We start from the raw sequence: 17013 nt of genomic DNA on the forward strand, positions 1-17013 counted from the left end.
TTCACCACATTGTTGAGGTTTTTTGTAAAGAACCCGTCTAAGCCTGTGAGGGAGTTGAGCCCGCTGGCTGCGATCCCTCGTCAGGACATGGGGGACAAGGGATCTATGTTGAGAGCATACGGGGCGTACAGCTTACTGCGGGGATTTTTATTCGCGTCGACGGCTGTAGCGATTTTATCCGGAGTATCCGAAGTTCGCGCGCAGCAACCAAGCTCCGCGCAGGCGAGCGCGGTGAACTTCAACATACCGGCGCAGCCGTTGACATCGGCGCTGACGGCATTTGCGCGGCAGTCGGGCGTCCAACTCGCTTATCCAGCCGCGCTGGCGGCTGGCAAATCTGCGCCAGCGCTCAGCGGACAGCTCTCACCTGAAGATGCGTTGAGCCGTCTGCTCAACGGCACAGGCCTGACTTACAGCTTCACCGGCGCCAAGACCGCGACGATCAACAATCCGACGAGCAACAATTCCGGCGCGACAATCGACGGCGCGGTCGCACTTGATACGATCGACGTGTCTGGGGGGAGCGCCGAGGGTGGCACTGTTTACACGCCTTACGAGACCCCCGCGCCGACGTCGCATATTTCAGGCGAAAACATCGAGCGTTTCCGTGGCAGCAGCCCGGCCGATATTTTCCGCGGCACGCCGGGCGTCATGTCAGGTGAAGCCCGCAACGGCGGAGGCTCGATCGATCCCAATATCCGCGGCATGCAGGGTATGGGACGTGTGGCGACGACTGTCGATGGCGCCGAGAATGGACTGAATGTCTACCAAGGGTATCAGGGCATCTCCAATCGAACTTTTGTCGATCCCGATTTTCTGGCCGGTGTTGATATCACCAAGGGATCTGATGTTGCTTCGCGTGGCATTGCTGGCACGGTGGCGATGCGTACACTCAGTGCCGACGATGTCGTGAAGCCAGGCGAAAAGTGGGGTGGATGGGTCAAGAGCGGCTTCGGCACCAATACGGCCACGCCGCGGCCTGGAGATCTCGGCGGATATACGTGGCCGAGGCCATACGTTAGCGATCCTCAGCCCTATCCGGTACCGACCGCCTCGGCATCTGGTCTCGATCGGCCAGGACTCCTCGATCCGACCAGCGGCTCATTCAGTGCCGTCGCCGCGATCAAGGAGGAGAAATTTGATCTGCTCGGAGGGTATGCCTTCCGCAAGCAAGGAAATTACTTTGCCGGAAGAAATGGTCCGGGCGCGAAGGTCATCGATACCGGCCCCCAGCCGCTCTGTTATCCGAGCGGGTTATGCTATTACCCGCCGAATCCGATTTCGTATGCGCACGTCTATGAAAATGGCGGCCTTACGAGCTATCGCGCCGGCGAGCAGGTGCTCAATACGCAACTGCAGACGGAATCGTGGCTCGCCAAAGCAACGATCCGTCCCGACGATGACCAGTCTCTGCAGCTTGGTTACACCGGCTTTCGCAGCTCGGCGGGTGACGTTCTCGCGTCACTCTTTTCGAGCGAATTCAGCCAAGCAAAGGAGCAGGCCCAAACAAACAGCACCGAGGTTGATGCCTTCACACTGCGTCACCGCTGGAACCCTCATGATAACGATTTGGTCGATCTTAAGACCAATTTTTGGTTGACCAATTTGACGATGCGGACCCCGCCGCGCGCCAGCATCGTCAACACACGGCCGGAGGATTATGGACTTCCCTTCAACTATCTGCCCGGTAACGACAGCCAAATGTGGGGAGGCGATGTCAGCAACAAGTCGAACCTCTCAGTCGATCGATTGGGTTTGCTACAGTTTACCTATGGTCTGTCGTACATCAACGAATCGACCAATCCGCTTGCGTTCACCGATAAACTGAACCTCGGCATTCCGTCACGAGAAGGAAAGAGGGACGAAGTTGGCGCCTTCGGCAAGGCTGCCTACAAGCCGGTCGATTGGCTAACGCTGAACGCCGGTCTTCGTTACTCTCGCTATTGGGCCGAGGACACTGGCATCCTCACGAGCCAAGCGAATCCGAAACCATTTCGAGAGGGTGGAGGGTACAGCCCATCGGCTGGAATCGTCGTGGAGCCGGTCAAGGGCGCGCAACTATACGCAAACTATTCGAGCGCTTTACGCATGCCAACCCTTTTTGAAACGGTGGCAGCTTACACCCTGATCCCCAACCCCGCTCTGCGTCCGGAGCGATCGAACAACTGGGAACTTGGCGTCAACGTCACCAAGGACAGTTTGTTCAATCCGCAAGACAAAGCCATGTTGAAGTTCGGCTACTTCAACTGGGACGTGGACAATTATGTCGCGCGTATGAGCCGGAAGTTCGTAGACCCGACCTATCCCTACACGGCGCTGACGATCGCCAATATCGATCGCGCAAAATTCGAAGGCCTGGAGTTTTCTGGCCGGTATGAAAACAACGGCTTCGCTGCGGACCTAGCGGCGAACTACTATTTGAATGTTGAATTCTGCCCGACCGCAGCCACGTGCAGCGGCTCGACCATATCGGGCGACTACGCGACCAACCAAGTTCCACCGCAGTATTCGGCAAATCTCACCCTCTCGCAAAAACTGCTTGACGATAAGCTCACGGTCGGTGGCCGCGTTAGCTATATCGGGCCGCGTTCCATAGGCCATGGCCCAGTGCAGTACGGGGCGGCAGCCATCATCGCTCCGATCATGTGGCAGCCCTATTGGATGTTCGACGTATTCGCCGAGCATAAGCTGAGCGACGACATTACCGTATCGGCATCGATCGAGAATTTAACCGATCAGTATTACGTCGATCCGTTGAGTCTCGTTCAACTGCCGAGTCCCGGACGCACAATTCGTGTTGGGGTGACCAGCAAGCTCGGAGGAAGCGACCCCGTTTCCTTCGCATCTCTTGCAAACTTGCTTAGCCCGAGCGCCGGTACCCCCGAATGGGGCGGGTCCTATATCGGTGTGAATTCAGCTTATAATTTCGCCGAATTAAAGGGAACGACGACAGCTCTGGATGGAACGAGCGGCGGCTACCCTGCGCTGGAATCGCCGAATCTGGACTTGAGTGCGCTCTCGTTTGGCGTTCAAGCCGGATATAATTTCCAGATCGGGAAGAACATTGTTGCCGGCTTTGCCGGCGATATCGCGAAGTCGCAGATTGCGGGTTCGCAAATTACTTACGCAACCGAAGGATCGACCACCCCCAACAACACGAACCTGAACAGATACCGCCAATTCGAGTCCGTGCAAAAGAGCGAGATCGAATGGCTGTCAACTCTGCGCGGCCGGCTCGGCTACGCCTTCAACAATCGCCTTTTGCTTTATGTCACCGGCGGCTTAGCGTTGATGCAGCAAAACGAGGAGCGAACCCAATACGTCGGTGCGAAAGCCTGGGCGGGCCCGTTTGCTCCTGTCACCACAACGGTCCCATCATTTACTGAAAGCGCCTCTGCGACACGGGTCGGCTATGCGATCGGCGGCGGTGCGGAAATTGCACTTAATAATTCCTGGTCGCTGACTGGCGAATATCTGCTCGCTCACTTCGATGACGCTACATTCAGCTTTCCGGAAGCCAAGGCTGGCGTGATGATCTCCAATGGCAACGGCTATCCGGTTACGTCCGAGGTTACCAATGGCCGCAAGGTGCACAGCGACGTGGATATCCCCATGCTCAGGTTGGGCGTGAACTATCGGTTCTGATGTTGGAAGCGGGGCTGGTTCTCTTGGTCACCCCGCTTCATTTGCCAAAGGCTTATCCACAATGACAATGATCGAACTTGAAGCAAGCCGCGCCAAACGCCTAAAATCTGAGACGCACGAGGCGCACGAGCGTCTCGACACGCGCATCATGGCAGCGGCACCGTTTGCGGATCGCGAGCGGTACGTGCGTTTCGTCAAGGTGCAGCATGCGTTCCATCGCGATCTCGCGGCGCTCTATGGCAACGCGTCGCTCGCAGCATTAATACCGGACCTTGCGGGCCGGCAGAGGCTCTCGCAGATCGAAGACGATCTCGCCGATCTCGGCGTCGCCGTTCCGCGCTACGACATCGCTCCGCATTTCGGCGGTCACGTCGACGTTCCGACAGCCCTCGGCTGGCTCTACGTGGTGGAGGGGTCTAACCTCGGCGCGGCTTTCCTGTTGAAGGAAGCGGGGAAGCTCGGGCTCGATGAGACGTTCGGCGCGCGCCATCTGGCGGCGGCACCCGAGGGGCGCGGCGCTCATTGGCGCGGTTTCACGGCGGCGCTCGATGCGGTGACACTTTCAGAGGAAGACGAGCAACGGGCGATTGCCGGCGCGACTGCGGCCTTCACGTGCGTCGCGGCACTCGTCGATGAGCATCTTGCGGTGGCGCAAACCGCTGCCGCAGCCGTCTAAGGACTAGACAATAACCGCCTCTTGAGGGGCGGAGCGCAAGCCAGCCAGGACGACCTTCCCGGTCAATAGCCAGCCAGCGCATCCGGTTTCATCAGTCCGATGGAACCGGCGTCATTGGTGCGTTTGCGCCCTGAACGTCGCAGGTCATGACATGAACAGCAGATCCCGTTTTGCCTTTTGCCTCGTCGCGCTCGTCTGCGTGTGCGCCACGACGAGCCGCGCGCAGATGCCGGAGGCGACCGGCACACCTGCTTCGGAAATGCCGCAGTCATCTGCTCCGGCTGCGCCCGCAGCAGCCGAGAGCGTGACGCCGTCACAGTCCGCACCGCTAACGGCTCCGGCCGCCGCGTCTCATGAGTCCAGCCCGCCGTCGGCGTCGGAGAACTCACCACCGTCGGAACCTGCGCCTGCTTCGACAGTCTCCGAGACTGCGCCTCCGGCATCTTCCGTTGCTCCAGCGTCGCCGGAATCTTCACCGGCAGCGTCTCCCAAGCCATTGCCTGAGGCGCCGCCGTCCGCCCCTGCCGCATCGTCCGGAACGCTGCCGCGCGACCTGTCGCCGTGGGGCATGTTCCAGCAGGCAGATGTAGTCGTGAAATCGGTGATGATCGGGCTTGCGATCGCGTCGTTCCTGACTTGGACGGTGTGGCTCGCCAAGGCGGTCGAGCTAATGAGCGCCAAGCGAGGTCTCAGGCGGGCGATCGGAGAGATTGCGTCCGCCGACAGCCTCAGCCGCGCCGTCGAGATGACGAAACGTACGAGAGGACCGGCGCCGGTCCTCATTCGCGAAGCGGCAGAAGAAATCCGGAGCTCAGCGGCCTTGCTCGATCATGTCTACGATGGCCGCGGACTGACGGACGGCATCAAGGAGCGGGTCACGTCGCGGCTGTCGCGCGTCGAAGCCGCTGCGGGACGCCGCATGACGCTCGGCACCGGCGTATTGGCGACAATCGGTGCGGTCGCTCCGTTCGTCGGTCTCTTCGGCACGGTCTGGGGCATCATGAACGCCTTCATCGGCATCAGCGAGGCGCAGACGACCAATCTCGCCGTCGTGGCGCCGGGCATCGCCGAAGCCTTGCTGACGACCGCACTCGGGTTGGTGGCCGCGATCCCGGCGGTCGTCATCTATAACGTGTTCGCCCGCTCGATCGCAGGCTACCGCCTTCTCCTCGCCGACGCTTCGGCCGTCGTGGAACGAATGGTCAGTCGCGAACTCGACCTGCTCTGTCTTCCGCAGCACGGATCACGCCCGTTCACTCGGGCGGCGGAGTAAGAGCAATGGCTGGCAGCCTCAGGCATCGCGACGACAGCGACGATCTCGCAGAGACGCACGAGATCAACGTCACGCCGTTCATCGACGTCATGCTGGTGCTGCTGATCGTGTTCATGGTGGCGGCGCCGTTGTCGACGGTCGATGTTCCCGTCGATCTGCCAGCGTCCAACGCGACGCCGCAGCCGCGCCCGACCGATCCGGTCTTCCTCACCGTCAAGAACGATCTGTCGCTAGCCTTCGGCGACGATCCGATTCCGCGCGAGGGCCTGAAAGCGGCGCTCGACCAGAAGACGAGCGGCGACCCCACGCAACGGGTGTTCGTGCGTGCCGACAAGGCCGTCTCTTACGGCGACCTGATGGAGGTCATGAACCTCCTGCGCCAGACCGGATATCTGAAGATCGCGCTGGTTGGCCTCGAAGGCACCGTGCCCGCGCCGGCGTCATCCAGCAAACCGGAGCCGCACTAATGGCAACGGCGGTCAGTCACCAGCTCTATGAGACGCGGGTGCGGATGGCTCTCCGCTGGAGTGGCGCAGTGCTTTGCGTTGCAGCGCTGCACGGCGGCACGGCCTGGGCGGTTCTCAATTGGCCGAAGCCGCCGGTCGAGGCAGGTCAGCCGCCCGCTGCGGTGATGATCGAGCTGGCGCCGCTTCCCGTTGCGCCCGAGACGACGCCGCAGAACCTCGCCGTTGGACCGACACAGGACCACCAGGAGGAGAGCACGCCGAACGAGGCCAAGGAGAAGCCGGTCGAGAAGACGGAGCCCACGTCCGAGCCGGTGCATGAGCCGGCGAAGGTTGAGCCGGACGCCAAACCGGTGGAAGAGGCAAAGCCCGTCGAGACGCCGAAGCTCGATGCGGTTCCGAACGCGGAAGCCCTGCTGCCGACACCCCCGCCGAAGCCGCCCGAACCGAAGACGGAAGAGGAAAAGCCCGAGCCGCCCAAAGAGAAGGTGGTGAAGGAAGCCAAGCCGCAGGAACGGCCGAAGGCGACGAAGAAGACGGCGATGGCGCCGAAGGCGATGCCGCTGCCACGGGCCAAGACCAACGCGGCTCCGGTGTCCGGCACCTCCTCGTCGATGTCGATTGCGACGTGGCGCGGCATGGTGATGGCGCATCTCGAGCGCTTCAAGCGCTCTCCGGGCGGCGGCGGTGGAACGTCCTCGGTCGCCTTCACCATCGATCGTGCGGGCCGCGTCCTCTCGGCGCGCCTGATCCGCTCTTCAGGCAGCAATGTGCTCGACCAGGAAGCCGCCGCACTCCCGCGCCGCGCGAGCCCGGTGCCGCCACCACCCACCAACATTCCCGGCGGCACCGTTGTTCTCACCGTGCCCGTCCGGTTCTCGCGATGACGTTGACGCCCGCAATCGCTTACTCAGATTTTGATCTGCATAAAAACGCTTTGATGTGCGCGGATTCACCGACCCACGTCGACGTCGGATTTTCGCGGGGGACGAACAGTGGCATACCGACAATTCGGTGAGCTGAACGTACACCGGCGCGCCGGAACTTTGGGTTGTCCCTGACCAATTAGGCGTCACGCTTGTTGTCCAACTTCGGCGCGATCCGATCGGTAAGGCTAAATGACTGAATTTCGGCAAAAGGTTAGACTAGAAGCGAAGGAGTTCTTGCTCCGTCGTTTTGGGTAGCCCGCGTACAAGAAAAACGGCGAACATCACACCGGATGCGGCAACCAGCACCCAAGCTAGCGATTCCCATGGCGCATCGGCGATCAGAGCCAGTATGAGGCCAGACGCTTGCAGCAGCGCGAGCACCCCTGGAAATCATCGGAGAGGCGGGAATATCCAGCCATCCGTCGGGCTAGGCAGTCAATGCGTTCCCGGAGGCGAGGCAGTAACGGCGGCCATTGCAGGAAAATTAATCCGCTCCATCGGGATGTGTTCCTGATCCGCAGGGTGGCTACGTGTACCGAACTGCAAAATTGCCAAAGGTCCAGCGGCGCGCCAATTGATTTTGCGCGCAGGCTGATAGAAAAGCCTCTCTGTCTCCGCTGGAAAGCTGCAGGAGAGGGATTTCATGGTGTTGCAATCGCTCGAGCGTTGGGAACCGGTCGTCCTCAGCATCTTGAGGATCGTGACGGCAATGCTCTTCTTTGAACACGGCATGCAGAAGCTGTTCAATTTGCCGCCGCCGCCGAACATGCCAGTAGCAACGTTTCTTTCGCTCGACTGGTTTGCCGGTGTGCTCGAACTTGTCGGCGGCGGACTTTTGGTCCTTGGTCTGTTCACACGCCCCGTCGCGTTGCTGCTTTCTGGAGAAATGGCAATTGCGTATTGGCTTGTGCACGCCCCCAAAAGCTTTCTCCCGATCGTGAACCGCGGAGATAGTGCAATCCTTTTTTGCTTTGTTTTTCTCTATCTCGTTTTTGCTGGTGGCGGATCTTTAAGCTTGGACAGCAAGTTCTTCGATAAGAAATAGCTATGGAAATATCGATGCAAAGACTAATTCTCATTATCGGGCTGGCGAGCTGCTTCATATTTCAAGGCGATGGTGCGTTCGCCGGTTGTGACTGCCAATGCAAGGACGCCAAAGGCCAAGTCCATCCCGGCGACAAATTGAACGCTCCCGACCTCAAAGACCTGGCGAAGCGATGCCGCGATACGTGCGGATACGTTTACGATCAACCGATGGAGCCCGTTGGAGCATGCATGGGCGAGAGTCTTTCGCCGAATGCCTCAGCCCCGCAAAGCGGTAGCCGTCCGCAAAATTGAATCTCGCGTCTGGTTGTCGTCGAGAGAGGGACGGTTCAACAATTGAACCGCAGATCTCGTTTGCGGTTTGGGTCGCGTTGCCGCTTACTCTTCAATCCTTCACGTCTTCTTCCGTGAGCTGGTGGACGCGTTCAATGCCACGGCGGCGCGGATGAGCGCCGTCAAGGCTTTTTCATCGATCCTGTCGCCCTCACGGATATCGATGGCGCGCCTGACATTCCCTTCGAGGCTGGAGTTGAACAAGCCCGATGGATCGTCCAACGCGGCTCCCTTGGCGAAGGTCATCTTCACGACGGATTTGTACGTCTCGCCGGTGCAGATTATTCCCGCGTGCTCCCACACAGGAACGCCGCGCCATTTCCATGTCTCGGTCACGTCAGGATCGGCCTGCCTGATGAGAGTCCGGAGACGCGCGAGGGTCTCGCCGCGCCAGTCGTTCAGCTCCTTGATCTTCGCGTCTATCAACTGCGCGGGAGTGTCGACTCCTTCCGCGCCTGTCTTCGCAATCCTCACCGGCGTCTCGGACGTCCCTTTGGCAACGACCGGGCGCGCTTTGGTTGCGGGCTTGCGCATTGGTTCATCCCTTTGAATGTTTTCGCATTGGCCGAACCGGCGTTCCGCCGCTAAGTCGTCAGCACGCCAAATGCAGATAGCCGTTTGGCATAGTTCGGCCCGGAATGTTACATCGATAGATAATAGCCGGAGAGAGGGGTGACACTCCATGACGGTCGAAGCAAAAGATGACTTCATCAGCAAGGTCGAGCGCGCCTATCAGGGCGAAGTTTACGGCGAGGCGCTGTACAACGGCATTGCCGATGCGATGGCAGACCCGGACCGGGCGAAGAAGTGGCGCATTCTGACCGAACTCGAAGTCGTCACGAAGGCCAGAATGCGGGATCTCGTCGCCAAGCTCGGGGGCGATGCGCGCGAAAGCGAAGCTTATCGCCAGAAGGGCATCGACCACGTCCCAAAATACGCCAGCATGCCGTGGGACGACTTCATGAAGCGCTTCAGCGGCGAGCTCGATCCGATCATTCCGCGCTACGCCGCACTGGAACAGCGATGCGCCCCTGAGGACGCCGAGACTTTGCGATTTTTGACCGAGCATGAAGTCGTCACCAAGGAATTCTGCGAACTCGAGCTGGCCGGAAGACCCGACATCTCGATTGATCCGGTGCGTGACCTGATCGCCAAGATGCGCGGAGCCTAGGAGGGAAACGGCGTCAGTCGTCCACAGCTCGAGGCGAAAGCCGGGTGACGCAGGTCCCATCGTGTCGCAATTTGCAAAGTTTGCGTCTTCTGCGGCTGCACGGAAAGCGGACCGTCCGCCTAACTAGCGCATGCATCTCGATAAATAGCTGTTCATCGCCCAGTCGTGTGATGCCGCTGAGGAGTATTGATGAGGAAAGACTACTCTTCCTGGTCGCTTTTCACGAAGGGCCTCAGGCACAACGAAGGCTGGGATCCGGCGTGGCGGAGCGCCGAGCCGAAGCCGTCCTATGACGTCGTGATCGTCGGCGCTGGCGGCCACGGTCTTGCGACCGCCTATTACCTGGCCAAGGAACATGGGCTTCGCAAAGTCGCGGTCATCGAGAAGGGATATCTCGGCGGCGGCAACACCGCGCGCAACACGACGATTGTCCGCTCCAATTATCTTTGGGACGAAGCCGCCCTTCTTTACGAACACGCGCTGAAGCTGTGGGAAGGTCTGACCGAAGACCTGAATTTCAACGTCATGTTCAGTCAGCGCGGTGTCTTCAATCTCGGCCATACGCTGCAGGACATGCGCGACATCGAGCGCCGCGTGAACGCCAACAATCTGAACGGCATCGATGCGCTCGTCCTCGATGCTGCCGAGGTGAAGCGGCGCATTCCCATTCTCAACACGGCGAAGACGGCGCGATACCCGGTTCTCGGCGCCAGTTTCCAGCCGCGCGGCGGCATTGCCCGGCACGATGCCGTTGCATGGGGATTTGCACGCGCGGCCAGCAAGTACGGTGTCGACATCATCGAGAACTGCGAAGTCACCGGCATGGACATCGCAAACGGCCGTATCGTCGGATTGGAGACGACGCGCGGACCGATCAAGTGCGAGCGCGTCGGCTGCGTTGCTTCCGGGCACTCGTCCGTTCTCGCCAAGATGGCGGGCATTCGGATGCCGATCGAGAGCCATCCGCTGCAGGCGTTTGTCTCCGAATCCATGAAGCCCGTGCTCGATACGGTCGTCATGTCGAATGCCGTGCATGGCTATGCAAGTCAGTCCGACAAAGGCGAGCTGGTCATCGGTGCGGGCATAGATCACTACAACAGCTACACGCAGCGCGGCAGCCCGCACATCATCGAGCATACGGCAGCTGCTATCATCGAGCTTTTCCCGATGTTCTCGCGCGTGCGCATGAATCGCCAGTGGGGCGGCATCGTCGATACAACGCCCGACGCATGCCCGATTATCAGCAAAACCAAGATCAAGGGCCTCTACTTCAACTGCGGTTGGGGAACGGGCGGCTTCAAGGCGACGCCGGGTTCCGGAAATGTCTTCGCTCATACGATCGCGAAGGACGACCCGCATCCGCTCAACCGTGCCTTCGATCTGGCACGCTTTTCAACGGGACATCTCATCGATGAGCACGGCGCCGCCGGCGTCGCTCATTAATTCAGGACCTCGCGATGTTTGTGTTTTTCTGCCCGCATTGCGGGGAAAACCGGGAAGAGGAAGAATTCGGCTACGGCGGCGAGGCGTTCATTCCGCGCCCGTCGACGCCGGAAACACTCAGTGACGACGCATGGGGCGATTATCTTTTCATGCGCAAAAATCCCAAGGGCTGGCATTGGGAAATGTGGTCGCACAACACCGGCTGCCGCAAGTTCTTCGTCGTGAAGCGCAACACCGCGACGAATGCCATTGCCGGATCATGGACGCTAGCCGAAGGCCGAATGGCCTATGACGCGGAGGGTGGCGCAACGTGACCAGTTTCCGCGTCCGGCGCCCAAGTGCGCGGATCGATTTCGCAAAGCCGCTGTCGTTCTCGTTCGATGGCCAACCTTACTCCGGATTCGCTGGCGATACGCTTGCCTCTGCGCTTCTCGCAAATGACGTGCGTATGCTCGCGCGCAGCTTCAAATACGGCCGTCCGCGCGGCATCGTCGGCTCCGGTCCCGAAGAGCCGAACGCGCTCATGCAGATCGAAACGGGCGCGCACACGATCCCCAATCTCAAGGCGACGCAGGTCGAGCTGTACGACGGCCTCATTGCGCGCCGCACGACCGGCTACCCGACGCTTGAGTTCGATCTCAAAAGCATCGGCGGCCTATTTGCGCGTTTCATGCCGGCGGGCTTCTACTACAAGACGTTTCAAAACCAGAAGCTCTGGCCGAAGTTCGAGCACATCATCCGGCAGGCCGCGGGTTACGGCAGCGCGCCGACGGAATCCGATCCCGAAACCTACGATCATAGCCATCGCCACACGCAAGTTCTTGTCGTTGGCGGGGGCGCCAGCGGATTGCTCGCGGCACTGGCTGCGGGGCGCGCCGGCTTGAAAGTCGTGCTGGTCGATGAGCAGAAGGAATGCGGCGGTTGGCTACTGTCATCGCCGTATAGCATCATCGGCGGCAAGGCGTCGGATGCTTGGCTCAAAGTCGTGATCGGCGAGCTACAGAGCATGCCGAACGTCGAAGTGCTGACGCGAACGAGCGCATTCGCACTCCACGACATGAACCTGGTTTTGGGTGTCGAGCAGCTTCAGGATCATCTGCCGCTCGGAGAACGCGTGCCACATCGCCCGCGCCAGAGGCTGCATCGCATCCGCGCGGAAAACGTGGTGCTCGCGACTGGCGCAATCGAACGCCCGCTCGTGTTCGGCAACAACGACCTTCCCGGCATCATGACCGCGTCGGCGCTCACGACATATCTCAATCGGTACGGCGTTGCCGCCGGCAAGCGCGTATTGCTGCAGACGAGCAACGAGCACGTTTATCAAGGCGCCTGCGATCTTGTTCGCGCTGGCTGCGAAGTTGTTGTGGCCGACGCGCGCACCCGCGTAAATCCCGCTTGGGAAAAGCGCGCGCGCGCCGCCGGCGTCGATCTGAGGCTCGGTTACGGCATCGCCGACGCGAGGGGAGGGCGCGCCGTCAGCGGAGCGCAACTCGTGAAGCTCGATGCCGAGCGGAATGCCGTCACGGGCACGGGTCCGAGTATCGATTGCGATGCGCTCGGAAGCTCCGGCGGCTTGTCCCCGACCGTGCATCTCTATTGTCACGACGGCGGCCGCCCGCATTGGGATGAGGAGAAACTGGCCTTCGTCGTTCCCGCGACCGGGCGCGCAAAATCCCGCATCTACTGCGTCGGGGCTGTCACCGGCGAATTCGGCTTGCAGCAGGCGTTGGAGCAGACACAGCGGACGATCGGCGATCTGCTCGCGTCACTCGGCAAATCCGCCGGCACCACGAGCGCAGTCGATGTGCACACCGATGAACCGGCGACCGTTCCACCGCGCCGCATCTTCCGCATTCCCGACGGCAAGCGCGAAGGCCACGGCAAGAAGGCCTTCGTTGACTTTCAGAACGACGTTTCGGCGGCCGACATTCATCTGGCCGTGCGCGAGAACTATCGCTCGATCGAACACATCAAGCGCTATACGGCGCTGGGCTTCGGAACGGATCAGGGCAAACTGTCGAACGTCAATGGCTTTGCCATCGCCGCCGATGCGCGCGGCATAAGCATCCCCGAAGTCGGAACGACGACGTATCGCCCCGCCTATTCGCCGGTCACGTTCGGCACGCTCGCGGGTGCCCACGCGGACGAGACGTTCGAGCCGCGGCGTTATTCGGCGATGCACGCCTGCCACGTCGCCCGCGGCGCCGAATTCGAACCGGTCGGTCAGTGGTTACGGCCCCGGTATTTTCCGCTGCCGGGTGAAGACATGCACGCAGCCGTCCGCCGCGAATGTCTGGCCGCGCGGCGTGGCGTTAGCATCATGGACGCGTCCACCCTTGGCAAGATCGATCTTCGCGGCAAGGATGTGCGCGAATTTCTGGGTCGCGTCTACGCCAACGACTGGAGCAAGCTTGCGCCCGGCAAATGCCGCTACGGGTTGATGCTGGATGAAAACGGCATGGTGATGGATGACGGCGTAACAGCGTGCATCACTGATGATCATTTCGTCATGACCACGACGACCGGTGGCGCCGCGCGCGTCCTCTCCTGGCTCGAGAAATGGCATCAGACCGAATGGCCGGATCTCGACGTCTGCATGACGTCGGTAACCGATCACTGGGCGACCGCGGCCATAGTGGGACCGAAGAGTCGCGAGGTCTTGGCGAAGGTCTGCGCCGGTATCGATCTCTCATCCTCGGCCTTCAAATTCATGGATTGGCGCGACGGAACCGTGGCCGGCGTACCGGCGCGCGTGTTCCGCATCAGCTTCTCCGGCGAGCTCGCTTTCGAGGTCAACGTCGACGCAAACTACGGCCATCACGTCTGGGAAGCGCTGATGGACGCTGGCCGCGAATTCGACATCACGCCCTACGGCACCGAAACGATGCACGTGTTGCGCGCGGAGAAGGGCTTCATCATCGTCGGCCAGGACACCGACGGGTCAATGACGCCGCTCGATCTCGATATGGCGTGGGCCGTGAGCATGAAGAAGCCATTCAGCTTTATCGGCAAGCGTTCGTTCGCGCGCAGCGATACCGCCGGTCCCAATCGCAAACAGCTCGTCGGCCTGTTGACGGATGATCCCGAAATCGTGCTGGCCGAAGGCGCGCAGATCATCGAGCGCGCCGACATCGCGCCACCCGTTCCGATGCTAGGACACGTGACGTCGAGCTATTTCAGCCCCGAACTCGGGCGCTCCATCGCACTCGCCGTTGTCCGCGATGGCATCAACCGGCGGAGCGAGGAGGGCCGCAAAGCGGGACGCGACGTTCTTTATGCCCACGCTGGGGCTAAGGCGCACAAGGTCAGACTCGTATCGCCCGTTTTCATCGATCCCAAGGGAGAACGGCAGAATGTCTGAGCCGATCATGCGGTCGCCGCTTCATGCGCTCGGTCTTGCAAGTCAGGCGAGGCCGATCGACGACAGCCACGGTGTCTGGGCGAATGAGATACCGCACCTCGGCTACATCAGCCTTCGCGGCGACAGCCGAGACCAGGCTTTCGTAAGCGGCGCATCGAAAGCACTCGGCGTTCCGCTGCCCCTCGATCCCTGCACACTTGCGAGATCGGAAAGCGTAACGGTCTTGTGGCTGTCGCCGGACGAGTGGATGATCATCTCGGCGCCCGGTCGGGTGAACGCACTGCGCGCGAGCTTGGAGCAGGCATTGGCTGGCGTTCGGAGCCAGGTCGTCGATAACTCAGGCGGCTATACACAAATCTTTCTCGGAGGCACGCACGCCCTCGACGTTCTCAGACATGTCAGCGTCTATGATTTCGAAAGCTTGCAACCGGGCCGCGTCGTCGGCACGACGTTCGGAAAATCATCGGCCTACGCATTCCAGCAGGGGGACGGTTATCGCCTGATCGTGCGCCGGAGCTTCGCCGACTACATTTGGCGCTATCTCGTGCGTGCCACCACGCCATACGGATTGGGCATCGCGAACGTGGCTCCAGACTGAGGATCAAGCGATGCGCTATCCGCACATCTTCACGCCACTCAAGCTCAACCAACTGACGCTGCCGAACCGCATCTACTCGACGGCCCACGCCGAAGTCTACGCGGACGCGGGCGGAATGCCCGGCGATCGCTACATTCGCTACTACGAAGAAAAGGCCAAGGGCGGCCTAGGCATGGCGATTTGCGGTGGATCGAGCCCCGTATCGATCGATGTCCCCCAAGGCGCGTGGCGCCCCGTCAACCTCACGACGGACCGTGTGATCGAGCCGATGGCGCGGCTCGCGGAAACCGTTCATCGCCATGGCATGAAGATCATGATCCAGGCGACGCATATGGGCCGCCGCTCGGCCTATGCGGGTGATCCGTGGCCGCATCTCGTATCGCCGTCGGGCGTTCGCGAGTTCGTCCATCGCGGCAACGCCAAGGCAATTGAAATCGAGGATATCGCGCGCATCATCGCGGATTTCGCGGCCGCCGCCAAACGCGTCCAGGCGTCGGGCTTCGACGGCATCGAAATTTCCGCCGCCCATCAGCAACTCATCGATCAATTCTGGTCGCCGCGCACCAACATGCGCACCGATGAATGGGGCGGCAGCCTCGAAAACCGCATGCGTTTCGGTCTCGAAGTGCTGAAGGCGGTGCGCGGAGCGGTCGGCCGCGATTTCTGCGTCGGGCTGCGGATGTGCGCCGACGAGTTCCACGACGACGGCCTCGATCACGAAGTGCTGAAGGAAATCGCGCAGGGCATGTCCGAAACCGGCATGATCGATTTCATCAGCGTCATTGGGTCGGGCGCCGACACGCACAACACGTTGGCGAATTGCATGCCGCCAATGGCGCTGCCGCCCGAACCGTTTGTGCATCTTGCGGCCGGGATCAAGTCCGTCGTCAACGTGCCGATCCTGCACGCGCAGGGCATCCGCGATATCACGCAGGCGGAACGCATCCTTGCGTACGGGTTTGTCGACATGGTCGGCATGACCCGCGCGCACATCGCCGATCCGCACATCATGAAGAAGGTCCGCGAAGGCCGCGAGGACCAGATCCGCCAATGCGTCGGCGCCAACTACTGCATTGATCGGATGTATTCGGGCTCCGATACGCTCTGCGTTCAGAACGCGGCGACATCTCGCGAAGCGACGATGCCTCACGTCATCACGCAGACGAAGGGCACAAAGCGGCGCGTCGTTGTTGTCGGCGGCGGTCCAGCCGGCCTCGAAGCCGCGCGCGTATCTCGTTCGCGCGGACACGACGTTATTCTGTTCGAGCGCAACGCCACGGTCGGGGGCCAGATCAATCTCGCGGCGAAGGCGCCGCAACGCGAGCAGATGGCGGGCATCGTCCGCTGGTTCGATCTCGAAACCAAACGCCTCGGCGTCGACCGGCGCCTCGAAACGGACGCGACGGCCGAAATGGTGCTGAACGAGCGGCCGGACATCGTCGTGCTCGCCACGGGCGGCCGGAGTTTTTCCGATCAGGTCGCGAATTGGGGCGCGAAGGATGGCCTCTCCATCAGCTCGTGGGATATCCTGTCGGAGAAGGTCGCGCCGGCGGAGAACGTGCTCGTCTACGACGGCATCAGCGCCCATGCTGGGTTCGGCACCGCCGATTTCCTCGCCAGCCGCGGCTGCACCGTCGAGATCGTGACGCCCGACGCCAAAGTCTCAGACGACGTCGGTGGTACCACGTTCCCGATCTTCTATCGGCGCCTCTATTCGCAAGGCATCATACCGACCCCGAACCATTGGCTCGATCGCGTCTATGCCGAAGGCAACAAGAAGATCGCGGTGCTGCGTAACGAATATACCGATGAGCTTGAAGAGCGCGTCGTCGATCAAGTCGTCATTGAAAATGGCATCACGCCGAACACGGAACTCTATACCTCGCTGAAAGACCGCTCGCTCAATCGCGGGCAGGTGGATCCCAAATCGCTCTACGCCGCCGAACCGCAACCGGCGCTCCAGGAAGCCACCGGTGACGGACGCTTTCTGCTGTTTCGCGTCGGTGATTGCGTTTCGATGCACAACATCCACGCCGCCATCTACGACTCGCTTCGGCTGTGTAAGGATTTCTGATC

The 17013-nt window shown here is 60.9% G+C and carries 13 protein-coding genes; 12 read left to right on the plus strand and 1 reads right to left on the minus strand.

All coding sequences use genetic code 11. The features are described from left to right. The first annotated feature begins 231 nt into the window (after positions 1 to 231). The 6 genes from AB4Z24_RS20310 to AB4Z24_RS20335 all read left to right on the plus strand — a co-directional run bounded on the left by AB4Z24_RS20310 (position 232) and on the right by AB4Z24_RS20335 (position 8032). Positions 232 to 3645 carry a TonB-dependent receptor domain-containing protein gene (locus AB4Z24_RS20310; protein WP_441711121.1) on the plus strand — a complete coding sequence of 1138 codons (3414 nt, stop codon included), beginning with the start codon at positions 232 to 234 and terminating at the stop codon, positions 3643 to 3645. 61 nt (positions 3646 to 3706) lie between these two features. Then, complete coding sequence (locus AB4Z24_RS20315; protein WP_441711123.1) at positions 3707 to 4321, plus strand: biliverdin-producing heme oxygenase; 615 nt, start codon at positions 3707 to 3709, stop codon at positions 4319 to 4321. Between the two features lie 151 nt (positions 4322 to 4472). Beyond that, on the plus strand, positions 4473 to 5594 hold the full coding sequence (gene exbB, locus AB4Z24_RS20320; protein ID WP_441711125.1) for a tonB-system energizer ExbB: 1122 nt from the start codon (positions 4473 to 4475) through the stop codon (positions 5592 to 5594). 5 nt (positions 5595 to 5599) lie between these two features. After that, positions 5600 to 6061, plus strand: coding sequence for a TonB system transport protein ExbD (gene exbD / locus AB4Z24_RS20325; protein WP_441711127.1), 462 nt, complete (start codon positions 5600 to 5602; stop codon positions 6059 to 6061). After that, positions 6061 to 6945, plus strand: a complete 885-nt coding sequence (locus AB4Z24_RS20330) for a TonB family protein (RefSeq protein WP_441711129.1) — start codon at positions 6061 to 6063, stop codon at positions 6943 to 6945. Before exbD ends, AB4Z24_RS20330 begins: the two co-directional genes overlap by 1 nt. 685 nt (positions 6946 to 7630) lie before the next feature. Next, positions 7631 to 8032 carry a DoxX family protein gene (locus AB4Z24_RS20335; RefSeq protein WP_441711131.1) on the plus strand — a complete coding sequence of 134 codons (402 nt, stop codon included), beginning with the start codon at positions 7631 to 7633 and terminating at the stop codon, positions 8030 to 8032. A 392-nt stretch (positions 8033 to 8424) separates the two neighbouring features. Here the strand turns inward: AB4Z24_RS20335 and AB4Z24_RS20340 are convergent, their stop codons facing one another. Then, on the minus strand, positions 8425 to 8898 hold the full coding sequence (locus AB4Z24_RS20340) for a DUF1801 domain-containing protein (protein ID WP_441711133.1): 474 nt from the start codon (positions 8896 to 8898) through the stop codon (positions 8425 to 8427). A 148-nt stretch (positions 8899 to 9046) separates the two neighbouring features. Here AB4Z24_RS20340 and AB4Z24_RS20345 point away from each other — a divergent pair, with 148 nt between their 5' ends. The 6 genes from AB4Z24_RS20345 (at position 9047) to AB4Z24_RS20370 (ending at position 17011) form a co-directional block, all read left to right on the plus strand. Next, complete coding sequence (locus AB4Z24_RS20345; RefSeq protein WP_441711135.1) at positions 9047 to 9535, plus strand: hypothetical protein; 489 nt, start codon at positions 9047 to 9049, stop codon at positions 9533 to 9535. A 189-nt stretch (positions 9536 to 9724) separates the two neighbouring features. Beyond that, positions 9725 to 10978, plus strand: coding sequence for a sarcosine oxidase subunit beta family protein (locus AB4Z24_RS20350; RefSeq protein ID WP_441711136.1), 1254 nt, complete (start codon positions 9725 to 9727; stop codon positions 10976 to 10978). Between the two features lie 14 nt (positions 10979 to 10992). Then, on the plus strand, positions 10993 to 11292 hold the full coding sequence (locus AB4Z24_RS20355; protein WP_441711138.1) for a sarcosine oxidase subunit delta: 300 nt from the start codon (positions 10993 to 10995) through the stop codon (positions 11290 to 11292). Next, the gene (locus AB4Z24_RS20360; RefSeq protein ID WP_441711140.1) at positions 11289 to 14339 is read left to right on the plus strand and encodes a sarcosine oxidase subunit alpha family protein; all 3051 of its coding nucleotides are present in this window, start codon (positions 11289 to 11291) and stop codon (positions 14337 to 14339) included. The genes AB4Z24_RS20355 and AB4Z24_RS20360 overlap by 4 nt, the downstream gene beginning before the upstream one ends. Beyond that, positions 14332 to 14937, plus strand: coding sequence for a sarcosine oxidase subunit gamma (locus AB4Z24_RS20365; RefSeq protein ID WP_441711142.1), 606 nt, complete (start codon positions 14332 to 14334; stop codon positions 14935 to 14937). Before AB4Z24_RS20360 ends, AB4Z24_RS20365 begins: the two co-directional genes overlap by 8 nt. A gap of 10 nt (positions 14938 to 14947) precedes the next feature. Continuing rightward, positions 14948 to 17011, plus strand: a complete 2064-nt coding sequence (locus AB4Z24_RS20370; protein WP_441711144.1) for an oxidoreductase — start codon at positions 14948 to 14950, stop codon at positions 17009 to 17011. Positions 17012 to 17013: the final 2 nt, after the last annotated feature.

The organism is Hyphomicrobium sp. 2TAF46 (assembly GCF_052114865.1).
Classification (GTDB): Bacteria; Pseudomonadota; Alphaproteobacteria; order Rhizobiales; family Hyphomicrobiaceae; genus Hyphomicrobium_B.